Raw genomic sequence first — 11,880 nt, forward strand, 5'->3', positions numbered from 1 at the left:
AAAACGGCAATGGGGAGTGTCTCTAAAGGAAAACTGACAGTGGTATTGTTTTGCTTCCGCGCGTATTTTTTGATTACTTCTGTCCTTTTTGGGATAGTAGCTCTACCTTGGGTGAATGTCGCAGTCGCTCAAGAAATTTTACAGATTAATCCGTCCGAGTTAACGCCGGCTTATCCAGCTTCGGCACCTCCACGTGGTGAAGAAAAATCACCCGATGAAAGAAAAGATGAAGTAGACTACCGTGTGTACGCACTACAGCCTGATTTTACAGGTAATCTTTGGGTTGGTTCGTGGCGAGGTTTGTCGCGAATTGACCCCAACACTGGTAAAATACTGGCGCGCGTTAATTTGCCCAACATTGCTATCGGCGCCTTAACGCAGGATAAAGTTGGGCGCCTATGGGTAGGAACGTATGAAGGATTGAAGCGAGTTGATTTACGTACAAGTGAAATTACAGCTCAAAACTTATTTTTACCTTCCAAGCGGGTTTTATCATTATTAACAGATAAACGCGGTTATGTATGGGCAGGAACTGATAACGGTTTAGCGCTAGTCAGTCCAGACCAAGGTTTAATTATGACTACACTCAAAAATCTACCGGGTGTTAGTGCAAATGCAATGACTTTAGATGCGGAAGGTCAACTTTGGGTAGGAACGCTTGATGGACTAGTGCGAGTCAACACAAAAAATGCTTTTATTTTAAAGACAATAAATAATTTGCCTGGGGGAACAGTACAAGCTTTAGCGGTTAGTCCACAAGGGTTAATATGGGCAGGTATGCCAAATAATCTCTTAGTAGTCAACCCCAAAAATGGTATGGTAATGCGTTCCGTAACTCCCCTGCGTGGTAAAAACGTCACATCAATACGTTTTGCAAAAGACGGTAGCGTTTGGGTTGGCACTAACAACGGTTTGATGCGGCTCAATCCAAATACTGGTAGGTTATTAGATACTGTTGCAGGGTTGCCATCAAGTCGCGTTTTGGCACTGGCGCCTGATACTGGTAATAAGCTATGGATAGGAACGAGCGAAGGTTTAGCTTGGTTAATGCCCAATATGCCAAAAGCAAAAGAACACTTAGCTTTCGGTAGAGAAGTAAAGTAGGGTGTGTGACGCTATTTACAATCGTAAAACTCAAGCGCAAATCTAATAGCGTCACGCACCGAATCTATTTACAATCTTGAAACGAAGTAAGGTGCGTGACGCTACCAGATAGTTAGCTCCGTTGTAAAATTGTAATAGCATCACGCACCCTACAAAAATGCCTGTTACTATTCAGCAAATTATTCAGTGGAAACAGCTCGGTCGTACAATAGTGGCGTTGACGGCTTGGGATTACATTACGGCACAACTTCTTGATGCTGCTAATGTGGATATTGTATTGGTTGGTGATTCAATGTCAGTAATGCTTGGGTATGAAACAACACTACCAATTACATTAGATGAGATGATTTACCACGCCAAAGCTGTACGTCGTGGAGTTAAGCGCGCGTTAATGGTGGTAGACTTACCGTTTTTAACTTATCAAGAAAGTATTCAACAAGCCATACATTCCGCAGGACGAGTGTTGAAGGAAACAGGCGCCCAAGCGGTGAAAGTGGAGGGTGGGTATCCAGCAATGTTAGAAACTGTTGGACGTTTGGTGCAAGCTGGTATACCTGTTATGGCACATGTTGGTTTAACACCACAGTCAGTCCACCAACTTGGTTTAAAGCAACAAGGTAAAAGCGAAGATTCTGCACAATATATATTAAATGAAGCAATTGCTCTTGAAAAAGCTGGCGCCTTTTCAATAGTGTTAGAACACATACCGCGTAACTTAGCATCAGAAATTACACAAAGACTCAGTATTCCTACAATAGGAATCGGCGCTGGTGTACATTGTGATGGTCAAGTACTAGTAACTTCAGACTTATTAGGACTCTCTGAAAAGCAACCACCCTTTGCCAAAGTTTATACTAATTTGCGGGAAATAATTAGTGGCGCCATAGCAAAATACAGCACAGAAGTCAAAGAACGTAAATTCCCCACGTAAAAAGTAGCACAGGCTATAAACCTGTGCATATCATATAAACTACTACTCTGCAAAAATCTCAGCTAAAGTATCGATAACTGCCTTTTGCTCATCAATATTTATTTGACCAAGATGTTTAACTAATCGTGCCTTATCGACAGTACGAATTTGATCAAGTACAATTTGCCCATCTTTTCCTTGAAAATTACAAGCTACCCGCGTGGGATACGATTGACCTCTTGTCGTCATAGGAGCGACAATAACCGTAGCAATATTACAATTCATTTCATCTGGCGAAATTATTACGCACGGTCTTGTTTTTTTTATTTCACTACCAACTGTGGGATCGAGGTTTATCAAGAATACATCAAAACGCTGCACTACCATTCCCACTCAACCTGATCCCAACTAGTAGTATCAACATCATCAAGCAAAACGTCATCTTTAAGTTCTGCCATTTTAGCAAAGGCTTCGTTCCAACCAGCCCGCACGCACGATGCACGACGAAGAATCAAATGGTCTTTACGTACTTCTATTTCTACCTCTGTATCAATACCACTTTGTTCTAATAAAAGCTTAGGAATGCGAATTCCCTGTGAATTTCCAATTCTAACAATCCGCGTCCTGATTACTGCGTCCATAATTAGCACTTTCAGTTCAGCTTGTAATTACATTGTAGTTACTTGTAGCTAACTTAGTCAACTCGTCGCAAAAGTTTACACAAACCTGCACGAGATCATCACAAATGCGATAGGACAAGCGCGGGCAAGGATGCCCACCCCACAATCAAGTTTTTGTTTTTTAATTGGAAGTCCTTGAACAAATAGATTTTGTTTGTAAGCAATAAATTATCCGCGTTTATATCCGTTGCAAGATACCCGATTAATGATCATGTATCATTAAACACTTAAGTATTTAGATAAATTGTTACAGCTAGCAACGCAGTAAGGATTTTGGATAGAAATAGGAATAAAAATTTTTGATAAATATATAAGCGATTGTCCCAGACAATGGTTTATATTGTCCGAGTGGGTAGCTTGTGCAATCCGCTTAACTCGCTTAACTCTTTAATTTGATTTAAGTGGAAGCATTTAAGTCTAAACTGGAAATTCCTGCCCAGAATTACCTCAAGATGACCGAATTCAGCTATCATGTCTAAGGTTCTAGTTTCCGATCCAATTGACCAGGCTGGGATAGATATTCTATCTCAAGTCGCGACTGTCGATGTCAAAACGACATTAAAACCAGACGAACTGGTAAGCATCATCGGTGAATACGACGCGCTGATGATTCGTTCGGGTACCCGTGTTACAAAAGAAATTATTGAAGCTGGTACAAGTCTAAAAATCATCGGTCGCGCGGGTGTTGGTGTGGATAATGTCGATGTCCCAGCAGCAACGCGCCAAGGTATTGTAGTCGTTAATTCGCCCGAAGGCAACACGATTGCTGCTGCGGAACACGCACTTGCAATGATGCTTTCTTTGTCGCGTCATATTCCTGATGCTAACGCATCTGTTAAACGTGGCGAATGGGACCGCAAAACTTTTGTTGGCGCCGAAGTTTATAAAAAAACCTTGGGTATTGTCGGGTTAGGCAAAATTGGTTCCCACGTTGCTGCTGTTGCTAGAGCAATGGGTATGAAGCTACTCGCTTATGACCCATTCATCTCCAATGAACGAGCGGAACAAATTGGCTGTCAACTAGTGGATATGGATGTACTAGCACAGCAAGCGGATTATATCACCCTTCATATACCCAAAACACCCGAAACTACGCACTTAATCAACGCCGAATTGCTAGCGAAGATGAAGCCAACGACTCGGATTATTAACTGTGCGCGCGGTGGTATCATCGACGAAGTGGCACTTGCAGCCGCAGTATCTGAAGGCAAAATCGCAGGCGCCGCATTAGACGTTTTCGAGTCGGAACCGTTAGCCGAGTCAGCGTTGCGTGAAGTAGGCAAAGAGATAATTTTGACACCTCACTTAGGTGCTTCCACTACAGAAGCGCAGGTCAACGTAGCAATAGATGTTGCCGAACAAATACGCGACGTATTGCTTGGACTACCCGCGCGGTCAGCAGTGAACATACCTGGGTTGGGGCCTGATGTACTCGAAGAACTCAGACCCTACATGCAGCTAGCGGAAACACTTGGTAAACTAGTTGGACAGCTAGCGGGTGGAAGAGTTGAATTACTTAATATTCGACTGCAAGGGGAAATTGCAACAAATAAGAGTCAACCTTTGGTAGTTGCATCTCTCAAAGGATTATTGCATCAAGCCTTGCGCGAAAGAGTTAATTATGTTAACGCCAGTATTGAAGCCAAAGAACGTGGAATTCGGGTAATTGAAACTCGTGATGCCGCTGTTCGTGATTATGCAGGCTCACTTCACCTTGAAGCAACAGGTAATTTGGGTACTCATTCTGTCACAGGCGCCTTATTAGGTGATGGTGAAATTCGTCTTACCGACATGGATGGTTTCCCAATAAACGTTCCCCCAAGTCAGCACATGCTGTTTACTCTCCACCGCGACATGCCAGGAATTATTGGCAAACTTGGTTCCCTTTTGGGTAGCTTTAATGTCAATATTGCCAGTATGCAAGTTGGTCGCAAAATCGTTCGTGGTGATGCAGTGATGGCACTCAGTCTTGATGACCCTCTACCCGACGGTATCTTAACTGAGATTACCAAAGTACCTGGAATTCGCGATGCGTATACAGTAACTTTATAAAGTAGTAGAAAGTGCTGAGTAAGTAGTAGAAAGTGCTGAGTGCTGAGTGCTGAGTAAATAAAGAAAGTAGTAGAAAGTTCGCTCATTCTAAATTTTCTATCACTACTCAGAACTCAGCACTCAAAACTCAGCACTCAGCACTTAGTACTCAGCACTCAGCACTCTATATATGGCTAACACTTGGTGGGAACTACAAATAAGCTGTGAACCTGAGCTTGAAGATTCTATTTTCTGGCGCCTAGAAGATTTTGGGTGTCGTGGAACAGCAAGCGAACGAAAAGGTGACACAAGCTTAGTTCGGGCATATTTGCCGCTTCGGAAAGTACATTTGCTAGATTTAGCGGCATTATCATTACTGCTGCGTCAAGATGCTTTATGTATAGAATTACCTCCACCCCTTTTGGAGTGGCATTTAATTGATGAGCAAGACTGGGCAAGTAGTTGGAAGCAGTATTGGCATCCCCAAGAAATTGGTGATAGGTTTCTTATCAACCCAGCATGGCTAGCTGTACCTACCGATTCAGATCGACTCGTAATTAAACTTGACCCAGGTGTTGCTTTTGGTACGGGTAATCATGCTACTACTCAGCTTTGTTTAGAAGCTTTAGAAATGCGGTTTAGTGATTGTGGCACTTCTTTTACCGCTGATAATATCAAAAGTGACCACGTGGTAATTGCTGATATTGGGTGTGGCTCTGGTATACTTTGTGTTGGTGCAATTCTGCTAGGCGCCTCTAAAGCTTATGGAGTCGATACAGACCCATTGGCTGTAAAAGCAACCGATGAAAATCGCGAACTTAACGGTATTAATGCAGACCGTTTGTTCGCTGCTGAAGGTAGTGTAGAAACTTTAATCAAAACACTCTCAGAACCTGTTGATGGAATAGTTTGCAATATATTAGCTGATGTAATTATTAAGCTTATACCAGAAATAACTGCTATTACTAAACCTACGACTTGGGGTATTTTCAGCGGTATTCTTGTTGAACAATCAAAAGCCGTCGCCGATGTTTTAGAAAAGCATGGTTGGATAGTAGCTGCACTATGGAAGCGCAAAGAGTGGTGCTGTTTAAACGTGCGGCGGTGTTAAGATTTGAGATTTTTCCGGTATAGGGACATGAATGGATTTTTGGAACTTTCTAATTTTTAAGTAGACAGGGCAACTATGATACAGGTCAGGCGGGATGCCTAACCTACTAATTAAAGAAGTGATTCGAGACGACGTACTAAATCTTGTGGTTGTAGAACACCCTCGATTTTGTCTACGGGTTTTCCTTGTTTGAACAGGATAAGTGTGGGTAGAGCTTGAATTTGGTATTGAGTTGCCAGTTGTGTGTACTTTTCGGTGTCAATTTTGGCAACTCGCATCCGACCTTGAAGTTGAGCGTTAACTTGCTCCAAAATCTGGCTCATCAGTTTACACGGACCACACCAGTCTGCATAAAAATCAACAAGCACAGGTACATCAGAACTAGATAACATTTCTTCAAAGCTATTAAACTGTTTTTTTGTAGACATAGGATAGACACGAGTTTATGCAATGGTTTGATTTTTATATTAGTTCAAATGCCTGAATTTCGGCTTGAGTTTTTTTCGCTTCATCTTAATTTTTATCAAGACATTGTAATTAAATGTAATTTTTCGTAAATGTTTTTAGCATTGTGTCTTAACTATTCTTGAAATAATTGAGCTTCAGAGGAACGTCTTTTGACTAAGCCAGGAAGTATTCTTCCCTTAGCATATACCCACCTAGAAAGTTCTTTTGGTACACCGTCATAATCATAACTGTTTAACTTGGATAGTAATGTAGATTTAGCAAAATTTGTTTCACCTAAATTAAACACAAAACTGGCGAGTGCATCGAACTGATTTTGAGTTAGGGGTACTTTTACAAGCTTGTTGACCACAAATTCGGCGCCGCTTACATCCGCGCGTAGAATTTCCATTGCCCGTTGTCGTGTAATTCCGCACTTAAACTCTTCCGGCTCACTACCATTTATTCGACCGTAATGCACAAGGTGTCCGACACCAATCGTTGCATGGTTCGCAGGGCAGTTGTATAAATTTAAATATACTCCTTCATGTTGAATGATTAAATCTAAACCACGGTCGCTAATTTTATAGGTGCCTCCTAAAGAGTTATAATCGTGATTAGTATTACTAACTAGTTGTGCTGGCAAATAAACAATTTGACCAATCTGTAATTTATACGCTTCTTCTTCTGTAAATGAGCGCCCATTTTGATTCGTAATTTCTCGCCAACGGTTAGCACTTCCCAACTCACGCAGTGCAATAGCGCTTAACGTATCACCCGCTTTAATTTTGTAAGAGCAACACTTATTCATACATGGGAAATATAACATTTCCACCATCAAATACGTGAACCAGATGAGAATTTATCTAATAATATATCTGGAATTGGACGGGGACGCATAGACTTTGTTTCAACCCACACCCACAAAGCCTCAGCAGTTACTAATAAATCATTTTGATTTTGTTTACGAATTTCATAACGCCTACGCGCGCGAGTACCACGAATTTCTTCAAGCCAAGTTGTAATCTCTAATGTATCGCTTGCAACTGCTGGACGTAAGTAATCAATTTCAACACGTCGCATCACAAACACACCACCTAGTTCCTGATAAACGTCAAAGTTACATCCCAATGCCTCTGAATGCTCAATAGCTGCTTGTTCAAGGTAATTTTGATATACAGCATTATTAACATGCCCAAGAGCATCCATCTCATAGTGACGAACACGTAACAGCGTTTGAAACTTTTCCATTTTGATTAAGTAATATTAAGAAGAAGTTAAGATTGATTTCAAAAATAAGAGGATTTACGTACATTTAACTTGAGTTGTGGAAAGATAGAAGTACGAATCAAAAAATAGTTCAAAAATATCCAAAAATAAATCAGGAAATAAACTACACAGTCATACTGTTTGAATCTTTTGTTTGAATCTTATTTATATCTGCTTGGTATAACACCTCAACATTACTCGCGCGCAAGTAGTGTCTGATTTGGAAATAAAAATTCATAGATTCAACAATCCTACAGAATTTTTGACTTGAATTAAATTTTGATTAAATTTGAATAAAATCCGAATTAATCACAATACAAGTAAGGGGAATATTATGGCTAACCGTAACAACTTAGTTGGCAACCTACGTCAATCATTACAGCAAGACTCAGCAAGCTGGGGTTCCTTAGCTTTGTGGATTGGAGGACTTATTGTTTTAGTTTCGGTTATTTTGACGTTTTCTAATTAGTGTACTCATAGTGCTGAGTTCTGAGTGCTGAGTTCTGAGTTTTAACTCCTAACTATACTCAGCACGAGCGCACTTTTTACTCAGCACTTATTATGCGGCAACCAATTCTGATTTAGTTTCGACAGGCGCCCCATCTTGAACGAGGGAACGGCTTTCACCTTTACCCTGTAAGATATTGCCTGCGAAAGCTAACATCGCATTAGTTTTGCGCTGTCTCCACTCACTAACTAATTTCTGTACTTGAGTAGCTGACATTCTCCGAGTCATGGCTTCATAAAGATATGCAGCATGTCCAGTTTCGTCCTGAGCAATATTCAACATACCTAGTTTCAGGTTGCGAGACGCTGTATCTGTTTCAGGTAAAACTTTCGCCATGCGTGCGAAGTCTCTACTGGCATCAAGTTCCAGAATGTATGTGCTAGCCATAAACACATCCCAGTCTATAACTTCTGGTTTGAGTTGTTCTTGGGAATATCCTGTAAAGAAGGCGCCGAAGAAAGGACTGCGCTGTTCTTGAGATGGCTTCTTCTCGGTTGAATCTGTACTTTTCGGTTGGTTCTTAAAATCGATTACTTGTTTGTTGAGTTGCTTGAGAGCATGAGCAAAAATCTGACCGTGCCGAGTTTCGTCGGCAGCATGTTTTGCTAATTTTTCAGATAGCCATGTATCGCCCTCTTCAGCAGCGCGTTCTGACAGCTTAGTCAAAAATGGTACTGACCCAGACTCTGCAAGCTGAAACCCTGCCAGTACATTAGGACGAGTTTTAAGATCGCGAATTTGCAGCGCCGAGTAATAAGCAACAGCACCCGACCCTGCTAAATGCATGAGATATGTGAGGAAATTCATGTGTAAAACGCACGTTTATTGTATAACAGTCACCTTTATTATAGTAACCGTTAATTTTTTTAATGAACAAAAGCACTAATTAGGTTGAAAAACGTGCAGTACTGAGTTTACAGTAGGTAACTATTGAGACTTGATAATTCTCAAGATTCCTTAACGTTTTGCAACAGACTCTAATCCAAAAATCACAGTTGTGTGCATCTGCTCTCTGAATTTACGCAACAATGCTATTACCCCGAATCAAGAGCGTATGATTCGGGGTATTTTATTATTGTCAAAATTTATTTAATTGAAAATATTTTCACTATAGATTATGTTCAAAACAAAAGGGTTTGTGATTACCGTTATCGTAATATTACTTGTTTTTGTTACAGGATGTGCGCTACTTTTACCAAAAAAGCCTGTAAGTGTACACTTGACGTTAGGTAATCCAAGTAATGCGAGTACATCTGACCCGAATAATTATTTAATTATCAAGAAACAGTATGCACTTTCTTACAACCGTAACAAAGGTATACCAAATTGGGTAAGTTGGGAGTTAAATAAATCTTGGTTGGGTGAGGCGCCGAGGTCAAACAAATTTCGACCTGATGATACCTTACCCGAAGGATGGTATCGTGTTACACCAAGTGATTACACCCGTAGTGGTTATGATAAAGGACATATGACACCATCGGCAGACCGTAGTGATAATCCAGAAGACAATGCCGCAACTTTTTTGATGACCAATATTATCCCCCAGGCGCCGGATAATAATCAGGGTTACTGGGCAGAATTAGAAAATTATGGTAGAAAATTAGCCAATGAAGGAAAAGAATTATATGTAATATCAGGTAATTATGGTCAGAAAGAGACAATAGCTCAAGGAAAGGTCGCAGTACCAGAAAGAGTATTTAAAATAATTGTTGTCACCGAACCAGGAAAAGGAGTAAGTGGGATAAATGAATCTACTAGAGTAATTGCGGTAGATACTCCTAACGCAAACGGTAATAAAGAAAGTAGCTGGACACAATATTTAACTACTGTTGAGCAATTAGAGAAAAAGACGGGTTTTGATTTTATTGCAAATGCGAATAAATCAGTTCAAAAAGAAATAGAGACAAGAGTTGATAGAGGAGTAGTTTCTGGAGTTAAACAAAGAAGATAATAGTAGTTTGGGGACAGGCAGGGATGCCTGTTCCACAAGAGTTACAATTAAGTTTCAATAACTTTAGTGGAAAGCCCAGCCAAATTACCAGATGGCGCCTCACCAACGATATAAACATCTATTTCAATGTCACCTAATCTAGCAACCTTGACATTACTAAGGTTTTCTTTTATTACTTTAACTAATTCTTGGTAGTTTTTTACTACTTTCTTATCTTCGATAGAATGCCAATCTTCCTCAGTAGTTGCGACATCAAAAAAAGAGTCTAAGTTTACAAACTCAACTTTAGTATCAGATGGTTTGTTTAATTTGGAGAGAACAAACTCAGCGTTAACTTGTTGTTTTTCTTTTAACTGCCAGAGAAATACTTCAAAAGGGTATTCAGACTCACTCATAAATAGCAGGCCGTCCGAAGCTTGTTTAAGTTTATTAAGCAACTGGTCATTGCTTGGGGTGCCGTTTGCTTTCACTTTGTTATCTGACACATCCGCTTTCAAGTAGGAACATCTTTATATTACATGCCTCTGGATGAATGCGCGCGCATTTTTGTAATCACGAATCTTAAAAACACGACTTTGGAAACCATACTTCTTTGTAATGCGTAGCTATAATTATACACTTATGTCATGCTGAAAAACGAAGCATCTTAAGTATCTTCACTGCTTTTAAAAGTGAACTTGTAAACCGTTTTTAGTTTGTGAACCAATGGTTCACATTTTGCTCAAATTATAAGTTTAAATTATAATAGGCGGCAGCACTCCAAGTCACATTTTCTCATGAATATGCATTATATCCAAAAATATCCATTCTAATATATATTAATTTAACTTATGTTTTGAGCATGACTTTTTGTTCAAAGTACAAAATCCTGAAACTAAGCGTGATAATTTAAATGCCGCAAACCTTGCTCCAGCATTTTTATGGCGGTTTTATAATACAAATAAGTATTTTTGAATAAATAATTATGGTTATAAATATCTCGACTGTCACTATACTCAACATCCTATGCTGTTAATGGGGCGTGAACTGCAATGCCTGATAAATAGCTTCAGGATTTGAAGCAATAACCTTGAGGTAAGCCTGCGCTGTCTGGTCTGGCTCACTGCGTCCTTGCTCCCAGTCCCGCAACGTGCCAAGCGGAATATGGTAACGTGCTGCAAATTCTTCCTGTGTCAACTGCAACGCACGGCGAATAATTTTGACACGGGATATCCGCCGCATACGCTTTAAATCTGTATCGGTAAGTGGTTGTGCGTCAGGGTCGCTAAGAGCCGCAGCGTAAATTTCTTCTTCAGTCATAGAACCCACAGGCTGTTTGGGAAATGGTTTTTCGCTACCGTCAGCTAACACCTCAACCACCGTCCCATCCTTGTGCATTCTCGCTGTAATAATCGTTTCGTTCATTTTTTGTTACCTCACGTGCTGATATAATCCTGATTTTCTCTCCTCGTTCCGTATATACGACCATTAAAAGCTTGCTGCCCGCTACGCCAATACGGATAAACCTTTCCTCACCATAAGCTCCTCTGTCGTCCAGTTTCTCATAACTGTTTGTAAACCACTTCAAAATGGGAACCATTGGTTCCCATTTTACAGAGTATGATTTTGTGAACCATTGGTTCACATTTTGGTCAAATTATAGGTTGAACTTATAATAGGCGGCGCCAGCACTTAACGTCATGTGTATTTATGATTGGCGCCTTGGGGTAAACTTAAGAAACTTCTTTCTCTGTGTCTCTATGGTAAATATGTATGCTACTACTTTTTAAGCACTAAAGTGCTTACAACGAGTATATATACTTATTTTCTTTTAACTGGGTTCATCCATGCTTCGAGACGGCTGAAGGCTTGGGAAGATAGTAAGGTTAGACA

At 40.3% G+C, this 11,880-nt stretch carries 15 protein-coding genes; 6 read left to right on the forward strand and 9 right to left on the reverse strand.

The genetic code is table 11. The annotated features are described in order from the left end of the window. Window positions 1-9 precede the first annotated feature (9 nt). Both AC2JBO_RS37070 and panB read left to right on the forward strand, forming a co-directional pair. Complete coding sequence (locus AC2JBO_RS37070) at window positions 10-1,104, forward strand: ligand-binding sensor domain-containing protein (RefSeq protein WP_496958650.1); 1,095 nt, start codon at window positions 10-12, stop codon at window positions 1,102-1,104. Between the two features lie 157 nt (window positions 1,105-1,261). Beyond that, the gene (panB, locus tag AC2JBO_RS37075) at window positions 1,262-2,035 is read left to right on the forward strand and encodes a 3-methyl-2-oxobutanoate hydroxymethyltransferase (protein ID WP_496958636.1); all 774 of its coding nucleotides are present in this window, start codon (window positions 1,262-1,264) and stop codon (window positions 2,033-2,035) included. Between the two features lie 42 nt (window positions 2,036-2,077). On the opposite strand, the gene AC2JBO_RS37080 is transcribed toward panB, so the two are convergent. Then, window positions 2,078-2,401, reverse strand: coding sequence for a type II toxin-antitoxin system PemK/MazF family toxin (locus tag AC2JBO_RS37080; RefSeq protein ID WP_496958637.1), 324 nt, complete (start codon window positions 2,399-2,401; stop codon window positions 2,078-2,080). Then, the gene (locus tag AC2JBO_RS37085; protein ID WP_496958638.1) at window positions 2,395-2,655 is read right to left on the reverse strand and encodes an AbrB/MazE/SpoVT family DNA-binding domain-containing protein; all 261 of its coding nucleotides are present in this window, start codon (window positions 2,653-2,655) and stop codon (window positions 2,395-2,397) included. Before AC2JBO_RS37085 ends, AC2JBO_RS37080 begins: the two co-directional genes overlap by 7 nt. 510 nt (window positions 2,656-3,165) lie before the next feature. Between AC2JBO_RS37085 and serA the strand changes: the two genes are divergently transcribed. Together serA and prmA are read left to right on the forward strand one after the other, a co-directional pair. Next, complete coding sequence (gene serA, locus AC2JBO_RS37090; RefSeq protein ID WP_496958639.1) at window positions 3,166-4,746, forward strand: phosphoglycerate dehydrogenase; 1,581 nt, start codon at window positions 3,166-3,168, stop codon at window positions 4,744-4,746. Window positions 4,747-4,915: 169 nt separating this feature from the next. Continuing rightward, window positions 4,916-5,836, forward strand: coding sequence for a 50S ribosomal protein L11 methyltransferase (gene prmA, locus AC2JBO_RS37095; RefSeq protein WP_496958640.1), 921 nt, complete (start codon window positions 4,916-4,918; stop codon window positions 5,834-5,836). Between the two features lie 110 nt (window positions 5,837-5,946). Here prmA and trxA read toward each other — a convergent pair whose 3' ends face one another. The 3 genes from trxA to AC2JBO_RS37110 all read right to left on the reverse strand — a co-directional run bounded on the left by trxA (window position 5,947) and on the right by AC2JBO_RS37110 (window position 7,531). Next, window positions 5,947-6,264, reverse strand: coding sequence for a thioredoxin (gene trxA, locus AC2JBO_RS37100; protein WP_496958641.1), 318 nt, complete (start codon window positions 6,262-6,264; stop codon window positions 5,947-5,949). A gap of 152 nt (window positions 6,265-6,416) precedes the next feature. Further along, on the reverse strand, window positions 6,417-7,091 hold the full coding sequence (locus AC2JBO_RS37105) for a glycoside hydrolase family protein (protein WP_496958642.1): 675 nt from the start codon (window positions 7,089-7,091) through the stop codon (window positions 6,417-6,419). A 26-nt stretch (window positions 7,092-7,117) separates the two neighbouring features. Further along, on the reverse strand, window positions 7,118-7,531 hold the full coding sequence (locus AC2JBO_RS37110; protein WP_496958643.1) for an acyl-CoA thioesterase: 414 nt from the start codon (window positions 7,529-7,531) through the stop codon (window positions 7,118-7,120). A 352-nt stretch (window positions 7,532-7,883) separates the two neighbouring features. Between AC2JBO_RS37110 and AC2JBO_RS37115 the strand changes: the two genes are divergently transcribed. Continuing rightward, complete coding sequence (locus AC2JBO_RS37115; protein ID WP_496958644.1) at window positions 7,884-8,018, forward strand: hypothetical protein; 135 nt, start codon at window positions 7,884-7,886, stop codon at window positions 8,016-8,018. Window positions 8,019-8,108: 90 nt separating this feature from the next. Here AC2JBO_RS37115 and AC2JBO_RS37120 read toward each other — a convergent pair whose 3' ends face one another. Beyond that, window positions 8,109-8,864 carry a ferritin-like domain-containing protein gene (locus AC2JBO_RS37120; RefSeq protein WP_496958645.1) on the reverse strand — a complete coding sequence of 252 codons (756 nt, stop codon included), beginning with the start codon at window positions 8,862-8,864 and terminating at the stop codon, window positions 8,109-8,111. A gap of 310 nt (window positions 8,865-9,174) precedes the next feature. On the opposite strand from AC2JBO_RS37120, the gene AC2JBO_RS37125 reads away from it, so the two are divergent. After that, window positions 9,175-10,008 (forward strand): DNA/RNA non-specific endonuclease, encoded by an 834-nt coding sequence (locus AC2JBO_RS37125; protein ID WP_496958646.1) that lies wholly within the window; start codon window positions 9,175-9,177, stop codon window positions 10,006-10,008. 47 nt (window positions 10,009-10,055) lie between these two features. On the opposite strand, the gene AC2JBO_RS37130 is transcribed toward AC2JBO_RS37125, so the two are convergent. From AC2JBO_RS37130 to AC2JBO_RS37140, 3 genes are all read right to left on the reverse strand, one after another. Beyond that, complete coding sequence (locus tag AC2JBO_RS37130) at window positions 10,056-10,493, reverse strand: nuclease A inhibitor family protein (protein ID WP_496958647.1); 438 nt, start codon at window positions 10,491-10,493, stop codon at window positions 10,056-10,058. Window positions 10,494-11,019: 526 nt separating this feature from the next. Continuing rightward, window positions 11,020-11,412, reverse strand: coding sequence for a helix-turn-helix domain-containing protein (locus AC2JBO_RS37135; RefSeq protein WP_496958648.1), 393 nt, complete (start codon window positions 11,410-11,412; stop codon window positions 11,020-11,022). Then, a complete protein-coding gene (locus AC2JBO_RS37140; RefSeq protein WP_496958649.1) occupies window positions 11,360-11,632 on the reverse strand; it encodes a BrnT family toxin in 273 nt (90 codons plus the stop codon). The genes AC2JBO_RS37135 and AC2JBO_RS37140 overlap by 53 nt, the downstream gene beginning before the upstream one ends. Window positions 11,633-11,880 lie beyond the last annotated feature (248 nt).

Source organism: Calothrix sp. CBUCES-K 9914, assembly GCF_059640475.1.